Source organism: Pseudomonas sp. LB3P14, from assembly GCF_054898045.1.
The window spans coordinates 6,027,950-6,047,371 of the sequence record NZ_CM142714.1; the positions used below are offsets into that span (position 1 = coordinate 6,027,950).

The 19,422-nt window shown below is 60.1% G+C and carries 18 protein-coding genes; 15 read left to right on the forward strand and 3 right to left on the reverse strand.

The genetic code is table 11. The features are described 5' to 3' along the window. Positions 1 to 4 precede the first annotated feature (4 nt). The 10 genes from ACYZT5_RS27525 (at position 5) to trpE (ending at position 12,399) form a co-directional block, all read left to right on the forward strand. Complete coding sequence (locus ACYZT5_RS27525; RefSeq protein ID WP_462048235.1) at positions 5 to 2,395, forward strand: PAS domain-containing sensor histidine kinase; 2,391 nt, start codon at positions 5 to 7, stop codon at positions 2,393 to 2,395. 107 nt (positions 2,396 to 2,502) lie between these two features. After that, complete coding sequence (locus ACYZT5_RS27530) at positions 2,503 to 3,132, forward strand: response regulator (RefSeq protein WP_003210977.1); 630 nt, start codon at positions 2,503 to 2,505, stop codon at positions 3,130 to 3,132. Between the two features lie 339 nt (positions 3,133 to 3,471). Next, the gene (locus ACYZT5_RS27535) at positions 3,472 to 4,596 is read left to right on the forward strand and encodes an ABC transporter ATP-binding protein (RefSeq protein WP_462048236.1); all 1,125 of its coding nucleotides are present in this window, start codon (positions 3,472 to 3,474) and stop codon (positions 4,594 to 4,596) included. A 49-nt stretch (positions 4,597 to 4,645) separates the two neighbouring features. After that, entirely contained in the window at positions 4,646 to 5,689 is a 1,044-nt protein-coding gene (locus tag ACYZT5_RS27540; protein ID WP_140674599.1) for an ABC transporter substrate-binding protein, read from the forward strand. A gap of 213 nt (positions 5,690 to 5,902) precedes the next feature. Beyond that, on the forward strand, positions 5,903 to 7,150 hold the full coding sequence (locus ACYZT5_RS27545; protein WP_462048237.1) for an ABC transporter permease: 1,248 nt from the start codon (positions 5,903 to 5,905) through the stop codon (positions 7,148 to 7,150). A gap of 12 nt (positions 7,151 to 7,162) precedes the next feature. Then, positions 7,163 to 7,987, forward strand: a complete 825-nt coding sequence (locus tag ACYZT5_RS27550) for an ABC transporter permease (RefSeq protein WP_462048238.1) — start codon at positions 7,163 to 7,165, stop codon at positions 7,985 to 7,987. 141 nt (positions 7,988 to 8,128) lie between these two features. Continuing rightward, complete coding sequence (locus ACYZT5_RS27555; RefSeq protein WP_462048239.1) at positions 8,129 to 9,277, forward strand: iron-containing alcohol dehydrogenase; 1,149 nt, start codon at positions 8,129 to 8,131, stop codon at positions 9,275 to 9,277. Positions 9,278 to 9,356: 79 nt separating this feature from the next. Then, positions 9,357 to 10,031 (forward strand): ribulose-phosphate 3-epimerase, encoded by a 675-nt coding sequence (gene rpe / locus ACYZT5_RS27560; RefSeq protein ID WP_008035979.1) that lies wholly within the window; start codon positions 9,357 to 9,359, stop codon positions 10,029 to 10,031. Further along, a complete protein-coding gene (locus ACYZT5_RS27565; protein WP_462048240.1) occupies positions 10,028 to 10,846 on the forward strand; it encodes a phosphoglycolate phosphatase in 819 nt (272 codons plus the stop codon). Before rpe ends, ACYZT5_RS27565 begins: the two co-directional genes overlap by 4 nt. A gap of 71 nt (positions 10,847 to 10,917) precedes the next feature. Beyond that, positions 10,918 to 12,399, forward strand: a complete 1,482-nt coding sequence (gene trpE / locus ACYZT5_RS27570; protein ID WP_462048241.1) for an anthranilate synthase component I — start codon at positions 10,918 to 10,920, stop codon at positions 12,397 to 12,399. A gap of 78 nt (positions 12,400 to 12,477) precedes the next feature. Here trpE and estP read toward each other — a convergent pair whose 3' ends face one another. After that, positions 12,478 to 14,385, reverse strand: a complete 1,908-nt coding sequence (gene estP / locus ACYZT5_RS27575) for an esterase EstP (RefSeq protein WP_462048242.1) — start codon at positions 14,383 to 14,385, stop codon at positions 12,478 to 12,480. Between the two features lie 59 nt (positions 14,386 to 14,444). Continuing rightward, positions 14,445 to 14,744, reverse strand: coding sequence for a hypothetical protein (locus tag ACYZT5_RS27580; protein WP_462048243.1), 300 nt, complete (start codon positions 14,742 to 14,744; stop codon positions 14,445 to 14,447). Between the two features lie 46 nt (positions 14,745 to 14,790). Here ACYZT5_RS27580 and ACYZT5_RS27585 point away from each other — a divergent pair, with 46 nt between their 5' ends. From ACYZT5_RS27585 to ACYZT5_RS27600, 4 genes are all read left to right on the forward strand, one after another. Further along, positions 14,791 to 15,384 (forward strand): aminodeoxychorismate/anthranilate synthase component II, encoded by a 594-nt coding sequence (locus tag ACYZT5_RS27585; RefSeq protein WP_157713839.1) that lies wholly within the window; start codon positions 14,791 to 14,793, stop codon positions 15,382 to 15,384. Between the two features lie 9 nt (positions 15,385 to 15,393). Next, a complete protein-coding gene (gene trpD / locus ACYZT5_RS27590) occupies positions 15,394 to 16,443 on the forward strand; it encodes an anthranilate phosphoribosyltransferase (protein WP_462048244.1) in 1,050 nt (349 codons plus the stop codon). After that, the gene (gene trpC / locus ACYZT5_RS27595) at positions 16,440 to 17,276 is read left to right on the forward strand and encodes an indole-3-glycerol phosphate synthase TrpC (RefSeq protein WP_462048245.1); all 837 of its coding nucleotides are present in this window, start codon (positions 16,440 to 16,442) and stop codon (positions 17,274 to 17,276) included. The genes trpD and trpC overlap by 4 nt, the downstream gene beginning before the upstream one ends. A 67-nt stretch (positions 17,277 to 17,343) precedes the next feature. Next, a complete protein-coding gene (locus ACYZT5_RS27600; protein WP_462048246.1) occupies positions 17,344 to 18,045 on the forward strand; it encodes a lipoate--protein ligase family protein in 702 nt (233 codons plus the stop codon). Here the strand turns inward: ACYZT5_RS27600 and crp are convergent. Continuing rightward, on the reverse strand, positions 18,042 to 18,686 hold the full coding sequence (gene crp / locus ACYZT5_RS27605; RefSeq protein ID WP_462048247.1) for a cAMP-activated global transcriptional regulator CRP: 645 nt from the start codon (positions 18,684 to 18,686) through the stop codon (positions 18,042 to 18,044). The genes ACYZT5_RS27600 and crp overlap by 4 nt on opposite strands. Positions 18,687 to 18,917: 231 nt before the next feature. Between crp and ACYZT5_RS27610 the strand changes: the two genes are divergently transcribed. Further along, positions 18,918 to 19,340 (forward strand): OsmC family protein, encoded by a 423-nt coding sequence (locus ACYZT5_RS27610; protein ID WP_007941657.1) that lies wholly within the window; start codon positions 18,918 to 18,920, stop codon positions 19,338 to 19,340. Positions 19,341 to 19,422 lie beyond the last annotated feature (82 nt).

Sequence of the window (19,422 nt, forward strand, 5' to 3'; positions counted from 1 at the left end):
TTCGATGATGCGTTTTCGCTGCCTGTGGGTTATCGGCTGTTTGTGGTTTCCCTTGATGGGCTGGGCGGCTCCAGCGCCGCCGGTGCACGTCGCGCCATTGTCCGCGGACCAGCAGCAATGGCTGGCGCAGCATGGCGAATTGCGCGTCGGGGTGGTGTTGCAAGTGCCCTATGCCCAATACGATCGCCGCTTGCAGCGCCTGTCCGGGGTTAACGTCGAGCTGATGAAATGGCTGGCCAAGTCCCTCAAGGTCGAGCTGAGCTGGCGTAATTTTCCCGACCTGGCGCAACTGGAAACTGCCGCGCGCGAAGGTGAAATCGACATCGCTCCGGGGTTGACCCAAACCCCCGCTGGCCTGCGGCTCTGGCAGTTTTCCGACCCGTATATGCGGGTGCCGCAACTGGTGGTCAGCGACCAGAAAAGCACCGGCGTGGTCGAGCTGGAAAAACTCGAGAGCCAGACCCGCGTCGCCGTGCGCATGCCCGGCGCCACCGCCGATTACCTGCGCAGCAATTACCCGCACCTGAACCTTCAAGGCGTCCCGATCGAACGCCAGGCACTGCAACTGTTATTGAGTCAGCAGGCCAGTTACGCCGTGGTCGACGAAGCGCAGCTGGGACGTCTGTCCGCCGAACCGGAGTTCGCCGGGCTGGTGGTGGTGGGTGACATCGGCCTGCCGCAACTGTTGCGGGTGGCCACGCGCCGGGACTGGCCGGAACTGGCTGGCATCGTCGAAAGCGCGTTGCGGGCGATTCCGGCCAAGGACCTGGAGCAACTGCACAATCAATGGCTGCAACCCAAGTACCCGCGGCTGACCGAGTCCCCGGGTTTCTGGCAAAACCTCTGTTTGTTGTTGGCGGTGTTGATGTTGAGCAGCATGGCCATCGTGTTCTGGCAGCGTCGACAGCAGCACAGTCTTGAGCATCGTTTGCTGGCAGCGCGCGAAGACATTGCCCTGCGTGCCGCCAGTGAAGAAGCCTTGCGGCTCACACAGTTTTCCATCGACCAGAGCACCGTCGGCATCCTTTGGGTCAATTGGGACAGCCATGTGCGATACGCCAATCGCGCGGCCGAAACCATGCTGGGTTATCCGGCGGGCGGGATCATTGATCGGCCGTTGATCGACTTCGAGCCCGGCTTGCACATGGATCGCTGGCTGAACCTGTGGAAGCGCGCCCGGGCCAGCGAGGAAGGCCCGCAAAGTTTCGAAACCAACTGCGTGCGGGCGGATGGCAGCAATCTGCCGGTGGATGTTTCGCTGAGTTTTTTGCGGTTTCGCGACGGCGAATACCTGGTGGTCTACCTCAACGACGTCACCGAGCGCCGTCGCGCCCTGGCCGCGTTGCAGGAGAGCGAGGCCCGGTTGCAAGGGATCGCCGCCAACGTTCCAGGACTGGTCTTTCGTCTGGAACGGGCCCCGGTGACAGGGCAGATCGACTTTGCCTACATCAGTGAAGGCAGCGAGAGCCTGGTGGGTTACTCACCGGCCACCCTGGCCCATCGCGACAAAGGCCTGCGCAGCCTGGTGCATCCAGACGACAAGGCCAGTTATCACCAAACCCAGGACCATGCGCTGGATACCGACAGCGACTGGTCGTGGCAGGGGCGGATTCTCACCCGTTCCGGCGAACAGCGCTGGGCCGAGATCAAGGCGATAACCCGCCGACTCAAAGACGGCGCCTATGTCTGGGACGGGATCGTCTGGGACATCAGCGAAAGCAAACGCATCGAACTGGAATTGGCCGGCTCTCGCGAGCAGTTGCGTGAGTTGTCCGCTCACCTGGAGAGCGTGCGGGAAGAGGAAAAGGCCCGCATCGCCCGGGAAGTCCACGACGAACTGGGTCAGATGTTGACCGTGCTCAAGCTTGAAACCTCCATGTGCGAACTGGCCTACGCCCAGCTCGACCCCGGTCTGAACGAACGTTTGAACAGCATGAAGCGCTTGATCGCTCAGCTATTCCAGCTGGTACGGGATGTGGCGACGGCGCTGCGGCCGCCGATTCTCGACGCCGGGATCGCCTCGGCCATCGAGTGGCAGGCCCGCCGATTCGAGGCGCGCACGCAGATTCCGTGTCTGGTGCAGGTGCCGGAGAATCTGCCGGTGCTCAGTGATGCCAAGGCGATTGGCCTGTTCCGGATCCTTCAGGAAGCGCTGACCAATGTCATGCGCCATGCCCAAGCGCATACTGTCGAACTGACATTGGTGCTGGAAGGCGACGAGTTGTGTCTGACCGTCAGCGATGATGGCGTAGGATTTGTCCCTGCCACTGGTAGGTCAACATCCTTCGGGGTGGTCGGCATGCGCGAGCGAGTGCTAATCATGGGCGGGCAGTTGTCGCTTGAAAGTGAACCGGGTGAAGGCACGACGTTAGAAGTGCGAGTGCCTCTGGATTGATTAAAGATCGCAGCCTGCGGCAGCTCCTACGCCGAACGCGTACTCCTGTAGGAGCTGCCGCAGGCTGCGATCTTTTCGGCTTCAACGCTATAACTGAGGAGAAGCGAGTGATCCGTGTACTGGTAGCCGAAGACCACACCATCGTCCGCGAAGGCATCAAGCAGTTGATCGGCCTGGCCAAGGACTTGCTGGTGGTGGGGGAGGCGAGCAATGGCGAGCAGTTGCTCGAGACCTTGCGCCATGTTCCCTGCGAAGTGGTCTTGCTGGACATCTCCATGCCCGGGGTTAACGGCCTGGAGGCGATTCCGCGGATTCGCGCGCTGAACAATCCGCCGGCGATTCTGGTGTTGTCGATGCACGACGAAGCGCAAATGGCCGCCCGCGCGTTGAAGGTCGGCGCCGCCGGATACGCGACCAAGGACAGTGATCCGGCGCTGCTACTGACGGCGATCCGCAAGGTCGCGGCGGGTGGGCGCTACATCGACCCGGACCTGGCCGACCGCATGGTCTTCGAAGTCGGCCTGACCGATTCGCGTCCGCTGCACTCGTTGCTGTCTGAGCGCGAGTTCTCGGTGTTCGAACGCCTGGCCCAGGGCGCCAACGTCAACGACATCGCCCAGCAACTGGCCTTGAGCAGCAAAACCATCAGCACCCACAAAGCGCGGCTGATGCAGAAACTCAACATCACCTCCCTGGCGGAACTGGTGAAGTACGCGATGGAACATAAACTCCTCTGACACTGCATGGAGTCCCTGTAGGAGCGAGCGGTGCGGCGACCCGACTTGCCCGCGAAGGCGTCCTCACTGGTGCCAAAAGCTTCGCGGGCAAGCCTCGCTCCTACAGAAACCAGTGGCATGTCCATTTGCGACATGCCTGAAAAACCGCTTTAGCCCGTTCCTGCGGCTCGTCGCTTCGCACTTAACACTGCCCCTATCCATCCCCGCCATCCTTGTAGGGCAATCCCTACCCCCAGCCTTCCATCCGGCTGAGGCCATTCTCTCCTGCGCCCCGATTTGCGTGGTCAGCCGTGTCCACTAGGCTTAGTCCACAGCAGTCATCACAACAAAGGTGTGGGTATGAGCCAGGTCGATTCAAACGCAGGGGCCAGCGATATTCTGGTCAGCTTTCGTGGAGTGCAAAAAAGCTACGACGGCGAGAACCTGATCGTCAAAGACCTCAACCTGGAGATTCGCAAAGGCGAATTCCTCACCTTGCTCGGGCCGTCCGGCTCCGGCAAGACCACCAGCCTGATGATGCTCGCCGGTTTCGAAACCCCGACCGCTGGCGAAATCCTGCTGGCCGGGCGCTCCATCAACAACGTGCCGCCGCACAAGCGCGACATCGGCATGGTGTTCCAGAACTACGCCTTGTTTCCGCACATGACGGTGGCCGAGAACCTCGCCTTCCCGCTGACCGTGCGTGGCTTGAACAAGAGCGACGTCAGCGACAAGGTCAAGAAAGTCCTGAGCATGGTCCAGCTCGATGCGTTCGCCCAGCGCTACCCGGCGCAACTGTCTGGCGGTCAGCAACAGCGTGTGGCCCTGGCCCGTGCATTGGTGTTCGAACCGCAACTGGTGCTGATGGACGAACCCCTCGGCGCACTGGACAAACAACTGCGCGAACACATGCAGATGGAGATCAAGCATCTGCACCAGCGCCTCGGCGTGACCGTGGTCTATGTGACCCACGACCAGGGCGAAGCCCTGACCATGTCCGACCGTGTGGCAGTGTTCCACCAGGGCGAGATCCAGCAGATCGCTCCACCGCGCAGCCTCTATGAAGAACCGAAAAACACCTTCGTCGCCAACTTCATCGGCGAGAACAATCGTCTCAACGGCCGCTTGCACAGCCACACCGGCGACCGCTGCGTGGTTGAGCTCGGTCGCGGTGAAAAGGTTGAAGCCCTGGCCGTCAACGTCGGCAAGACCGGCGAGCCCGTCACGCTGTCGATTCGCCCGGAACGCGTGAGCCTCAATGGTTCGAGCGAGTCCTGCGTCAATCGCTTCTCGGGGAGGGTGGCGGAATTCATCTATCTGGGCGACCACGTCCGGGTTCGCCTGGAAGTCTGCGGCAAGACCGATTTCTTTGTGAAACAACCGATTGCCGAGCTCGATCCCGCGCTGGCTGTCGGCGACGTGGTACCGCTTGGCTGGCAGGTCGAACACGTTCGCGCGCTCGACCCGCTTCTAGAGGCGAACTGATCGCCCCCTGCTACACCAACACCAACCCTGCACGTGGAGAGAACAATAAATGTTGAGATCCCTGAAATTCACCGCTTTGGTCATGGGCATGATCGGCGCGGCACACGCAATGGCGGCGGGCCCGGACCTGACCGTGGTGTCCTTTGGCGGGGCGAACAAGGCCGCGCAGGTCAAAGCCTTCTATGCACCGTGGGAAGCGGCAGGCAACGGCAAGATCGTGGCGGGCGAGTACAACGGCGAGATGGCCAAGGTCAAAGCCATGGTCGACACCAAGAGCGTGTCCTGGGACCTGGTGGAAGTTGAATCGCCAGAACTGTCCCGTGGTTGCGACGAAGACATGTTCGAGCAGCTTGATCCGAAGTTGTTCGGCAAGTCCGAAGACTACGTCAAAGGCGCCATCCAGCCATGCGGCGTGGGCTTCTTCGTGTGGTCGACCGTGTTGGCCTACAACGCCGACAAGCTGAAAAGCGCACCGACCAGCTGGGTGGATTTCTGGGACACCAAGAAATTCCCGGGCAAACGTGGCCTGCGTAAAGGCGCCAAGTACACCCTCGAATTCGCTCTGATGGCCGACGGCGTTGCGCCGAAAGACGTCTACAAGGTGCTGGCCGGCAAGGATGGTCAGGATCGCGCGTTCAAGAAGCTCGATGAACTCAAGCCAAGCATCCAGTGGTGGGAAGCCGGCGCGCAACCGCCGCAGTACCTCGCTTCCGGTGACGTGGTCATGAGCTCGGCCTACAACGGCCGGATCGCTGCCGTGCAGAAAGAAAGCAACCTGAAAGTCGTGTGGAACGGCGGTATCTACGACTTCGACGCATGGGCCATTCCAAAAGGTCTGGACAAGGCGCGTGCTGAAGCGGCGAAGAAATTCATCGCGTTCTCGGTACAGCCGCAGCAGCAGAAGACCTATTCGGAAAACATCGCCTACGGCCCGGCCAATATCCAGGCCGTACCGTTGCTGGCCAAGGATGTCCTGAAAGACATGCCGACCACCCCGGAAAACATCGCCAACCAGGTGCAGATCGACGTCAGCTTCTGGGCTGACAACGGCGAGCAACTGGAACAGCGCTTCAATTCCTGGGCTGCGAAGTAACCACGTCACACAGGGCGACAGTTCACCGGATGATCGTTCCCACGTCGAGGCGTCGAACCGTCTGCGTGGGAATGCCGCCCGGGACGCTCCGCGTCCCTGTGACGCAGAGCGTCACTGGATGCGTTCCCACGCAGAGCGTGGGAACGATCAGTACCAAAAGTTCGAGGCGGCGTTTACCGCCTCTGTAACGATCAAAGATTTCCGGAGTACGCCATGGCCACCGCCATTCCCCTGAACGCGGGCACCGACCCCACCTTGAAGCAGCGGCTCAAGCACGCCGAGCGGATCAACCGCTGGAAAGCCCAGGCTTTGATTGCGCCATTGGTGTTGTTTCTGTTGCTGGTGTTTCTGGTGCCAATCGTGGCGCTGCTCTACAAAAGCGTCGGTAACCCGGAAGTGGTCGGCGGCATGCCGCGCACCGTAACGGCTATCGCCAGTTGGGATGGCCGAGGCCTGCCCGCTGAACCGGTTTACAAGGCGGCCAGCGAAGACCTCGCTGAGGCCCGCAAGAATCAGACCTTGGGCGACCTGTCCAAGCGCTTGAACATGGAGTTGGCTGGCTACCGCAGCCTGCTGACCAAAACTGCACGTGCCTTACCGTTCGCCACCGAACCAGCCTCCTATAAAGAAGCGCTGGAAGGTCTCGACGAGCGCTGGGGCGACCCGGCCTACTGGCAAGCCGTGCGCCGCAACACCAGCAGCATCACGCCTTATTACTTGCTGGCGGCGGTCGATCACCGTATCGACGACCTCGGCGAAATCGCCCCGGCCACGCCCGATCAGGCGATCTACCTCGACATCTTCGCCCGGACCTTCTGGATGGGGTTGATCATCACCGTGATCTGCCTGTTGCTGGCGTATCCGTTGGCCTACCTGCTGGCGAACCTGCCATCGCGGCAAAGCAACCTGCTGATGATTCTGGTGCTGCTGCCGTTCTGGACCTCGATCCTAGTGCGGGTCGCCGCGTGGATCGTGTTGCTGCAATCGGGCGGACTGATCAACAGCGGTCTGATGGCCATGGGCATCATCGATAAACCGCTGGAGCTGGTGTTCAACCGCACCGGGGTTTACATCTCCATGGTGCACATCCTGCTGCCGTTCATGATTCTGCCGATCTACAGCGTGATGAAAGGCATTTCGCCCACCTACATGCGCGCCGCGATTTCCCTCGGCTGCCACCCGTTCGCCAGTTTCTGGCGGGTGTACTTCCCGCAGACCTATGCCGGTGTCGGCGCCGGTTGCCTGTTGGTGTTCATCCTCGCCATCGGCTACTACATCACCCCGGCATTGCTGGGCAGCCCGAACGATCAGATGGTCAGTTACTTCGTCGCCTTCTACACCAACACCAGCATCAACTGGGGCATGGCGACCGCGCTCGGTGGGCTGCTGCTGTTGGCGACCGTGGTGCTTTATCTGATTTACAGCTGGCTGGTGGGCGCCAGTCGCCTGCGCCTGAGCTAAGGGGAGAACGAAATGCTGAGTCCTTATATGTCGCCCATTGAGCGGGTGTGGTTCTACAGCTTGCGGATTCTCTGCGGCTTGATTTTGTTGTTCCTTATTCTGCCGGTGCTGGTGATCATCCCGCTGTCGTTCAACTCCGGGAGTTTTCTGGTGTACCCGCTGCAAGGCTTTTCGCTGCACTGGTACCAGGACTTCTTCGCTTCGGCCGAGTGGATGCGCTCGCTGAAGAACAGCATCATCGTTGCTCCGGCGGCGACTGTTTTGGCGATGATCTTCGGTACGCTGGCGGCAATCGGCCTGACGCGGGGCGACTTCCCCGGCAAGGCGCTGGTAATGGCGCTGGTGATTTCGCCGATGGTGGTACCGGTGGTGATCATTGGTGTGGCCAGTTACCTGACCTTTGCCCCACTGGGATTTGGCAATAGCTATATCTCGCTGATCGTCGTACACGCCGTGCTGGGCGTGCCGTTTGTGATCATCACGGTCTCGGCGACCTTGCAGGGGTTCAACCAGAATCTGGTGCGCGCTGCGGCGAGCCTTGGTGCTTCGCCACTGACGGCGTTCCGTCGGGTGACGTTGCCGCTGATTGCTCCCGGTGTGATTTCCGGTGCGCTGTTCGCCTTTGCGACCTCGTTCGATGAAGTGGTGGTGACGCTGTTTCTCGCCGGACCTGAACAAGCGACATTGCCACGGCAGATGTTCAGCGGCATCCGCGAAAACCTCAGCCCGACCATTGCCGCTGCTGCAACGCTGCTGATCGCGTTCTCGGTGATCCTGTTGCTGACGCTGGAATGGTTGCGTGGCCGCAGCGAGAAACTGCGTACTGCCCAGGTTTAGTGGCGAGCTGATCGTTCCCACGCTCCGCGTGGGAATGCAGCCCGGGACGCTCCGCGTCCCATTCACCACCTGAATAACAGACAATCCCAAATCCCCAGCTACTCTTGTGCCCAGCTCCCCTATCTATAAGAGGCTGCGCACATGAGTCTTTCCTCTTTCAAAATCGCTCACAAACTGATCACCGGCGCAGGTGCCATCGAGCAACTGGCGGCTGAACTGACACGCCTGGACATCGACAACCCGCTGATCGTCACCGATGCCGCACTGGTCAAGTCCGGCACGGTCGAGCTGGCGCTGGCGCAGCTGGGCGACCGAACCTACGAAATTTTCGACCGTGTGCTGCCAGACCCGGAAATCGCCATCGTCGAAGACTGCATGCGGGTCTACCGCGAGGGCGGGCACGACGGATTGATCGGCCTGGGCGGCGGCAGTGCCATCGACATCGCCAAAAGTGTCGCGGCCTACGCCGGTTATCACGGGGCGCTGGAGGATCTGTTCGGCATCGATCAGGTGCCGCGCAAAGGCCCGCCGCTGATCGCCATTCCGACCACCGCCGGCACCGGCTCGGAAGTCACCAACGTGGCGATTCTCTCCGACAAGGTTGCGCAGCTGAAGAAAGGCATCGTCAGCGACTATCTATTACCGGACGTGGCGCTGGTCAGTCCACAAATGACCCTGACCTGTCCGCGCAGTGTCACTGCCGCCAGTGGCGTCGATGCACTGGTGCACGCCATCGAGTCCTATCTGTCGCTGAACGCCTCACCGATTACCGACGCGCTGGCCATCGGCGCCATCAAGCTCATCGCCAAGGCGCTGCCCAAGGCCTACGCCAATCCGTCCAACCTCCAGGCCCGCGAAGACATGGCCACCGCCAGCCTGATGGCCGGTATGGCGTTTGGTAATGCCGGGGTCGGGGCGGTGCATGCATTGGCGTATCCGCTGGGCGGACGGTTCAACATTGCCCACGGCGTCAGCAATGCCTTGCTGCTGCCGTATGTCATGACCTGGAACAAAATGGCCTGCGTGGAGCGCATGCAGGATATTGCCGAGGCCATGGGCGTGAAGACCGCTCATCTGAGCGCCAACGACGCGGCCGACAAAGCCGTGGAGGCGATGACCGAGTTGTGCGCGGCGGTTGAAATCCCGGCGGGCCTGCACAGCTTCGGCGTTCCCGAGGACGCCATCCCGGCGATGGCCGTGGAAGCAGCGGGGATTGAGCGTCTGATGCGCAACAATCCGCGCAAATTGAGTGCCGTCGATATCGAGAAGATTTACCGAGCGGCGTACTGATTATCGCGTCACGGTGCGCGGGTCAAAGCATGCGGTATACAATGCGCGCCATCGTGATTTTGCTCAAAAAAGGTGCGTCATGCAGCCCTTCGTAATTGCTCCGTCGATTCTCTCCGCCGACTTCGCCCGCCTGGGTGAAGAAGTGGACAACGTCCTGGCCGCTGGCGCCGACTTCGTGCACTTCGATGTCATGGACAACCATTACGTGCCGAACCTGACCATCGGCCCGATGGTCTGCGCCGCACTGCGCAAGTACGGCGTGACTGCGCCGATCGACGCGCACCTGATGGTCAGCCCGGTGGACCGCATCGTTGGTGACTTTATTGAGGCCGGCGCGACGTACATCACCTTCCACCCGGAAGCCACGCAGCACGTCGACCGTTCCCTGCAACTGATCCGCGAAGGTGGCTGCAAGTCGGGCCTGGTGTTCAACCCGGCGACCCCGCTGGACGTGCTCAAGTACGTGATGGACAAGGTCGACATGATCCTGCTGATGAGCGTCAACCCGGGCTTCGGCGGGCAGAAGTTCATCCCCGGCACCCTCGACAAGCTGCGTGAAGCGCGGGCGCTGATCGATGCGTCCGGCCGTGACATCCGCCTGGAAATCGACGGCGGCGTGAACGTAAACAACATTCGTGAAATCGCCGCTGCTGGCGCCGACACCTTCGTCGCCGGCTCGGCGATCTTCAATGCACCGAACTACCAAGAGGTGATTGAAAAGATGCGTTCCGAACTGGCGCTGGCCCGCCCATGAGTGGCTTTGAGCAGCTGTTCCCGGGGTCTCTGCCGCGGCTGGTGATGTTCGATCTGGATGGCACGCTGATCGATTCGGTCCCCGACCTCGCAGCGGCGGTGGATAACATGCTGCTCAAGCTCGGGCGTCAACCTGCTGGCATCGCATCGGTGCGTGAGTGGGTGGGCAACGGCGTGCACGTGCTGGTGCGCCGGGCCTTGGCCAACCACATCGACGCCGAGGGTGTCGATGAGGTCGAAGCCGAGCATGCCCTGGAGTTGTTCAACGGCTTTTATGAGGACGGTCACGCGCTGACGGTGGTTTACCCCGGCGTGCGCGACACCCTGAAATGGCTGCACAAGCAGGGTGTCGAGATGGCGCTGATCACCAACAAGCCGGAGCGTTTCGTCGCGCCGTTGCTGGATCAGATGAAAATCGGTCGTTATTTTCGCTTGATCATCGGCGGAGATACCCTGCCACAGAAAAAGCCGGACCCGGCAGCGCTGTTTTTCGTGATGAAAATGACCAACATCCCGGCGTCGCAATCCTTGTTCGTCGGCGATTCGCGCAGCGATGTGCAGGCGGCGAAAGCGGCGGGGGTCAAATGCGTGGCGCTCAGTTACGGCTATAACCACGGCCGGCCGATTGCCGAAGAGTCGCCGGCGCTGGTGATCGACGATCTGCGCAAGTTAATTCGCGGTTGCCTGGATCCGGCCGCTGAGATAACGTTGCCCAACGCTGTTCAACCCCCTTCTGGAAACGCCATCGTGGTGGTCACTCGCAAACTCTGGATGAAAGTCATCAAGGCCCTGGCCCGCTGGCGTTGGCGCGCCTGACTTGTTCCTGGCCGGCCTACCGGCGCGTTTGCATACCTGACTGTTAGACCCTCAAGCCACGAGGCTACCCCATGATCCGCGAAGAATTCCTGCATTTGGCCGCTGCCGGCTACAACCGCATCCCGCTTGCCTGCGAAACCCTGGCCGACTTCGACACGCCGCTGTCGATCTACCTGAAACTGGCCGATGAGCCCAACTCCTACCTGCTGGAATCGGTGCAGGGCGGGGAAAAGTGGGGCCGTTACTCGATCATCGGCCTGCCGTGCCGCACGGTGCTGCGGGTTCATGACCATCACGTCAGCGTGACCCACGATGGCGTCGAGATCGAAAGCCATGAGGCTGAAGATCCGCTGGCCTTCGTCGAGGAATTCAAAGCCCGCTACAACGTGCCGACCATCCCTGGTCTGCCGCGCTTCAATGGCGGTCTGGTGGGTTATTTCGGTTACGACTGCGTGCGGTATGTAGAAAAGCGTCTCGGCAAGTGCCCGAACCCGGATCCATTGGGCGTGCCGGACATTCTGCTGATGGTTTCCGACGCGGTGGTGGTGTTCGACAACCTCGCCGGCAAGATGCACGCAATTGTTCTGGCCGATCCATCGCAGGCAGATGCTTTCGAACAAGGTCAGGCACGACTGGAAGAGCTGCTGGAAAAACTCCGTCAACCGATCACCCCGCGCCGTGGCCTGGACTTCAGCAAGCAACAGTCTGCTGATCCGGTCTTTCGTTCGAGCTTCACCCAGGACGATTACGAAAAAGCCGTCGATACCATCAAGGAATACATCCTGGCCGGTGACTGCATGCAGGTCGTGCCGTCCCAGCGCATGTCGATCGACTTCAAGGCTGCGCCGATTGATCTGTACCGGGCGCTGCGTTGCTTCAACCCGACGCCTTATATGTACTTCTTCAACTTCGGCGACTTCCACGTCGTTGGCAGTTCGCCTGAAGTGCTGGTACGGGTCGAAGACAACCTGATCACCGTGCGCCCGATTGCCGGCACCCGACCTCGGGGCGCCAACGAAGAGGCTGACCTGGCGCTGGAAAAAGACCTGCTGTCCGACCACAAGGAAATTGCCGAGCACTTGATGCTGATCGACCTGGGCCGTAACGACACGGGTCGGGTCTCGGAAATCGGTTCGGTAAAACTTACCGAGAAGATGGTCATCGAGCGCTATTCCAACGTGATGCACATCGTTTCCAACGTCACCGGTCAACTGAAGGCCGGGCTGACGGCGATGGACGCACTGCGCGCGATTCTGCCGGCGGGCACCTTGTCTGGCGCACCGAAAATCCGCGCGATGGAAATCATCGACGAACTGGAACCGGTCAAGCGTGGCGTCTACGGCGGCGCCGTCGGCTACTTCGCCTGGAACGGCAACATGGACACTGCGATTGCAATCCGCACCGCAGTGATCAAGAACGGCGAACTGCACGTGCAGGCCGGTGGCGGCATCGTTGCCGACTCGGTGCCGGCACTGGAATGGGAAGAAACCCTGAACAAGCGCCGCGCGATGTTCCGTGCGGTGGCGCTTGCCGAGCAAACCCCGGCAAGCTGAGTTCCCACAAAGACCTCGCTACCAAAAACGCGGCACCTGTAAGGGCTCCGCGTTTTTTTGTGTCTGCTGTTTGCCGGATCAGAAATCCAGCGCAACCCCAACGGTAAGCCCTTGCTGGGTAAAGTCATCATCCTTGCGGAACGTATACCCACCACGCAGCGCCAGATCGGCCGTCAACTTGTGGCTGACTCCCAGGCTCACGCGATTCAAATGGCTTTGCGGTGTATAGCCATCCAGCTTGAAGTCGAGGGACGGCAGGCTGTTGAGGGCGATGTTCACCTTCTGCACGTCATCTTCATACTCACGCTCGTAGGCATATTCGCCGAACACTTGAGTCTGTGCAGTGATTTGGTATTTGCCCTGCAGCCCGGCGCCGAGGCGTTTTGAATCGCGTTTCTGGTCATCAAAGGTCAGCGCCGTGGAACGATTGCTGTTTTCCGAGTAGCCGTCGACTTCCACTTTCGCGTAATCGGCGCTGATGAACGGCGACAGGTGCCACGCGCTGCCGGGTTGCGCAATGTCGTAGCCAACGCGCGTGCTGAAGGCCCAGAGATGGCCATCGGTATCGCCTTTTTCCGCACCTTCGGCGGCGCCCAGGTCGAATTTGCGTTTGAGGTTGTCGTAATCCAGCTTGCCGCCGGTCAACGCGGCGTCAGCCCACCAACGGTTCTGCTGGAACTGGGCAAAAGCGGTGGCCAGGTAGCTGTTGAGTTTGTAGTCCGAATCGTTACTGCCTGCCTCCAGATTCTGACGATAGAAGCCCGCCGCCACACCCACACGCCAGGCTTCATTGAGGCGATAGCTGCCACCGATGTTCAAGTTGTAACCGCTGCCATCAGCGCTGGCGCCGCTGCTTTGGCTATCGACATCCAGATGCTGACCGCCGCCGGCGACAATGGCGCGCCATTGGCCGACCGCCTGCCAGTTCTCCCAGTCCGATTGCCATTGGCTGCGCAACTCATCCTGGTGTGCACGCAAGGTGGCGTGGGCCATTTCCGGCAGCAATGTCAGCTCCCACGGCGCAGCCAGTAACGAGTAGGCGTAGTCGGAAATCAGTTTTTGCCCGGCTTCGGTCGGATGAACCCCATCGTTGTAAATCAGCTTGCTGGGGTCCGGGGTGGCACTGTTGATGCCATACGTAGCGTTTTCGGTGCAGCTGTTACCACTGAAGCAGGTCGCCGTCAGGTTCTGGCCAGTAGCAAAACCGAATCGCCCCGGATCGGCGAAGGTTTCCTGCAACAGCAACGGAATATTCAGCGGGATGATTTCGGCATCGATCCCAGCGAGACGGGTGACCAGCTGCCGGTTGAACGCACTGCTCAATTGTGAGGTGGCTGTTTGTAGCGGCGTACCATTGATGGCCGGCGTCAGACCCAGGTCGGGCAGCAGCCAGACCATAATGTAGCGGGCGCCGGCGGTTTGCAGAACCTGGACGCTGTTGGCCAGTCGATCGGCAGCGGCATTCGCCTGAGCGCCACTTTGAACACGTCCCTGAAGAAAATCGTTGCCGCCCCCGGAGAGGTAATACAGCGCGTTCGGATCGGCGCGGAAGTCGTTTGTCGGCAGATAACCCAAACGGCTGCGTTCACCCGTGGCGGATGCGGTGGTGATCGAGTCGAGAATCTGGTCGGTGCGGTAACCGCCAACCGCCCAGTTATTGCCGTCCGGCAGGCCCTGGGTGGCACGCGCGGCCGAGGTCGAAGCGGCCGTCTCGTCCTGGGAAAAGCCGAGCCTTCCACCCAGCAGTTGCGTCGAGTTGGCGGAATAGACTTCGCCGCTGCCATCCTGGTAAACAGGGCCGGTCCGGTTGGTGAAGCGCAGGGTAGAACCGGGAGGGCCACCCGTGTCAGTGAACTGCCCCGCATCATTGAGGCTGTCGCCAAAAACGATGAAATTCGAATAAGGGTTGGGCGCCGCAATCGCCTGGGTGCAGGCCATCGCGAGCAAGCAGCCGGCAAGCGGTACAAACAACGTCTGTCTGATCATGAGCAAGTCCGTTTGTTTATTGTTTTAGTGAACGAAACGAGGGTGCCAGAAATATAGAGTCAGTTGCCGTTCGGCGCGAACCCGTCGATTGTTTCACGCGCTTCGATCGCGCCATATTGCACGCTCTGCCCAGCTAAGTTACTGTGCCGAGACGTATAAATGAGACCTTCCCCGTGTTGATCGTCAGCAAACTTCTGGATCAAGTCATCAAGGCACACGCCCGTTGGCGTTGGCGCGCCTGAATCCTTCTGCCGGCCCGGCCGGATCTTTACCGCTTTGCCTTCTTTGCCCGTAAGACATACCGCTTTGCTGCGCGATTCCAGCGACCGACAAAGCGCAGGACGCTGCGGGTAAATCATTCGAAGGCTGTATTAAAGTCAGTGAATTCAAGAGGTTCATAACGCCATGTTGCTGATGATCGATAACTACGACTCTTTTACCTACAACGTTGTGCAGTACCTTGGTGAGCTCGGCTCCCAGGTCAAAGTCGTGCGCAACGATGAGCTCACCATCGCCGAAATCGAAGCCCTCAACCCTGAGCGGATCGTCGTCTCCCCCGGTCCTTGCACCCCGACTGAAGCCGGCATCTCGATTGAAGCGATCAAACATTTCGCCGGAAAACTGCCGATTCTCGGCGTCTGCCTGGGCCATCAGTCCATCGGCCAGGCCTTTGGTGGCGATGTGGTTCGCGCCCGGCAGGTCATGCACGGCAAGACCAGCCCGGTGTTCCACGAGGACAAGGGCGTTTTCGAAGGCCTGAACCATCCGCTGACGGTCACCCGCTATCATTCACTGATCGTCAAACGCGAAACCCTGCCCGATTGCCTTGAGCTGACCGCCTGGACCCAGCTTGAAGACGGCTCGGTCGACGAGATCATGGGCCTGCGCCACAAGACTCTGAACATCGAGGGCGTCCAGTTTCACCCTGAGTCGATCCTCACCGAACAGGGCCACGAGCTGTTCGCCAATTTCCTCAAACAAACCGGCGGCACGCGCTAAGGACTTTTCATGAATATCAAGACAGCCCTGAGCCGTATCGTCGAACAGCTCGACCTCAGCACCGATGAGATGCGCGATGTGATGCGCGAAATCATGACCGGTCAATGCACGGATGCGCAGATCGGCGCGTTCATGATGGCCATGCGCATGAAGAGCGAAAGCATCGACGAGATCGTCGGCGCCGTGTCGGTCATGCGCGAGCTGGCGGACAAGGTCGAACTCAAGACCCTCGATGGCGTCGTCGATGTGGTCGGTACCGGTGGTGACGGTGCCAATATCTTCAACGTCTCGACCGCTTCCTCGTTCGTGGTCGCGGCGGCGGGTTGCACCGTCGCCAAGCACGGTAACCGTGCGGTATCGGGCAAAAGCGGCAGCGCCGACCTGCTGGAGGCGGCCGGTATCTACCTGAACCTGACGCCGGTTCAGGTGGCACGCTGCATCGATAACGTCGGCATCGGTTTCATGTTCGCCCAGACCCACCACAGTGCCATGAAGCACGCCGCCGGCCCGCGCCGGGAGCTGGGCTTGCGCACCTTGTTCAACATGCTCGGCCCGCTTACGAATCCGGCTGGCGTGAAACATCAGGTGGTGGGCGTCTTCAATCAGGCGTTGTGCCGGCCGTTGGCTGAAGTCTTGCAGCGTCTGGGCAGCAAACACGTGCTGGTGGTGCACTCGAAGGATGGCCTGGACGAATTCAGTCTGGCGGCGCCTACCTTTGTGGCGGAATTGAAGGATGACCAGATCACTGAGTACTGGGTCGAACCAGAAGACTTGGGCATGAAGAGCCAGAGCCTGCACGGTCTGGCGGTGGATAGCCCGGCGGCCTCCCTGGAGCTGATTCGCGATGCCCTGGGCAAGCGCAAGACCGAGAACGGTCAGAAAGCAGCGGAAATGATTATGCTCAATGCCGGTGCCGCGCTGTACGCCGCCGACCATGCCAGCAGTTTGAAAGAAGGCGTTGCCCTGGCGCACGATGCGCTGCACACAGGCCTCGCTCGGGAAAAACTGGAGGAGTTGGGTGCATTTACCGCGGTATTCAAAGTGGAGAATGAGGGATGAGTGTACCGACGGTTCTGGAAAACATTCTGGCCCGCAAAGTCCAGGAAGTCGCCGAGCGTAGCGCTCGCGTAAGCCTGGCGGAGCTGGAAAGTCTGGCCAAGGCGGCCGATGCACCCCGTGGTTTTGCCAAGGCATTGTTGGCTCAGGCCAAGCTCAAGCAGCCAGCGGTCATTGCAGAAATCAAGAAAGCTTCACCCAGCAAAGGCGTGATCCGCGAGAACTTCGTTCCCGCCGACATCGCCAAGAGTTACGAGAAGGGCGGCGCGACCTGTTTGTCGGTGCTCACCGATATCGATTACTTCCAGGGCGCCGATGCGTATCTGCAACAGGCGCGGGCGGCATGCAAACTGCCGGTGATCCGCAAGGACTTCATGATCGATCCGTACCAGATCATTGAAGCCCGAGCGTTGGGCGCCGACTGCGTGCTGCTGATCGTCTCCGCACTGGACGACGTGAAAATGGCTGAGCTGGCGGCCGTGGCCAAAGGCGTCGGCCTCGATGTGCTGGTCGAAGTCCACGACGGCGACGAGTTGGAGCGGGCCTTGAAAACCCTCGACACTCCGCTGGTGGGCGTCAACAACCGCAACCTGCATACCTTCGAAGTCAGTCTGGAAACCACCCTCGACCTGTTGCCACGTATACCGCGTGATCGCTTGGTGATCACCGAGAGTGGCATTCTCAACCGGGCCGATGTTGAGCTGATGGAAATCAGTGATGTGTACGCGTTCCTGGTTGGCGAAGCGTTCATGCGCGCCGAAAGTCCGGGCACCGAACTGCAGCGTCTGTTCTTTCCTGAGCGTGGTATCGCGGTGAGCGGTTCTACACTCGACTGAACGTGACTTAATGAAGAAGCCGGCGATGCCGGCTTTTTTATACCCCACACAAAGGATGCCTACTGCCATGACCCAGCCCATCGCCTTGACCGTTGAAGCCGGCCTGCTCGCCGAACAGGATCTGTTGGCCCATGTGTGCACCGGCGATTCGGAGTTTGGTCTGCTGTTTTGGCAACCCAGTGATCGGGCGCTGGTCATGCCGCGACGTTTGAATCGTCTGCCTGGGTTCGAGGCCGCATGCGAGGTGTCGGCTGCGGCGGGTTGGCCGGTGTTATTGCGTGAAACCGGCGGTGAACCGGTGCCGCAATCGGCCTCAACCATCAATATCGCGCTGGTCTACGCGCCACCGCGTAGCGAGGGTGACCAGAACCGGATCGAAACCGCTTATCGCCGACTCTGCGACCCGATTTGTCAACTGCTTGATGAGTTGGGCGGCGTTTCGTCCCTGGGCGAAGTTGATGGCGCGTTTTGCGATGGCCGATTCAACGTTAACCTCGATGGGCGCAAGATGGTTGGCACCGCGCAGCGCTGGCGTCAGAGCAAGGGCGGTACGCGTCCGGTAGGGTTGGTGCACGGTGCTTTGTTGCTCGAAAACGAGCGTGAGTCGATGGTTGCGGCGGTCAACCGTTTCAATGAAGCCTGTGGCCTGGAGCAGCGAGTGCGCGCCGAGAGCCACATCGCCCTGTATGAAAAATATGCAGCACCTGATGCGTTGGAACGACTCGACACGTTGTACCGCCAGTTGCTGGCAGACATGTTCAGGGCTTAGCGCGTACCGAAGACCACCATGGTCTTGCCTTTGACGTCCACCAGGTTGCGCTCTTCCAGATCCTTGAGTACGCGACCGACCATCTCACGTGAACAACCGACAATCCGCCCGATCTCCTGACGGGTCACCTTGATCTGCATGCCGTCCGGGTGAGTCATCGCATCCGGCTGTTTACAGAGTTCCAGCAGGCAGCGCGCAACGCGACCGGTGACGTCGAAGAACGCCAGATCACCGACTTTGCGCGTGGTGTTGCGCAGACGCTGTGCGATTTGTCCGCTGAGCACGTAAAGAATGTCCGGATCCTGCTGGGACAGCTCGCGGAATTTCGCGTAGCTGATCTCCGCGACGTCGCATTCGATCTTGGCGCGTACCCAGGCGCTGCGTTCCTGTTCCAGGCCGGCCTGTTCGAACAGGCCCAACTCGCCGATAAAGTCCCCGGAGTTCAGATAAGCGATGATCATTTCGCGGCCGTCGTCATCCTCGATCAGGATGGTGACCGACCCTTTGATAATGAAGAACAGCGTGTCCGAGCGGTCGCCGGCACAAATGATGTTGCTCTTGGCCGCATAGCGACGGCGCTGACAGTGCATCAGCAGCTTGTCGAGGTTCTTGATTTTGGGTGTTGGGGTAATAGCAACCATGGTTGTATCCCGAAAAGACTGCACGGTATGTTTGGTTTTTTTATGAATAGCTGAGGTTGCTACATAGCTGGCTATGCGCCAGCGAATTGGCGCCAGCTTAGCAGACACTTCCTTCAATATTCGAGAATTTACCTACAGCGTATTGGCTTGCGTCCTAGGAAGGCGAGACACCGTCAATCCAGGGCCCTGTGCTAAGCTGGCGACCCTTTTTTATACAGTGGAGTCTTGGCGATGAAGGCACGCATCCAATGGGCTGGCGAAGCCATGTTCCTCGGTGAATCCGGCAGCGGTCATGTCGTGGTCATGGACGGTCCGCCTGATGCCGGCGGTCGCAACCTGGGTGTCCGGCCGATGGAAATGCTCTTGCTGGGTGTTGGCGGTTGCAGCAATTTCGACGTGGTCAGTATCCTCAAGAAGTCCCGTCAGGCCGTTGAAAGCTGCGAAGCCTTCCTCGAAGCCGAGCGCGCCACCGAAGATCCGAAGGTTTTCACCAAGATCCACATGCACTTCGTGGTCAAGGGCCGCGGGCTGAAAGAAGCCCAGGTCAAACGCGCCATCGAGCTGTCTGCCGAGAAGTATTGCTCGGCGTCGATCATGCTCGGCGCAGCTGGTGTGGCCATTACCCATGACTACGAGATCATCGAACTCGGTTGAATCGACATTCAACTATCATAAAAGCAGCGCAGACTCTGGCGATCTAAAGCTGGTGTCTGTTCGGGTGTGCGGCCTGTCGGTT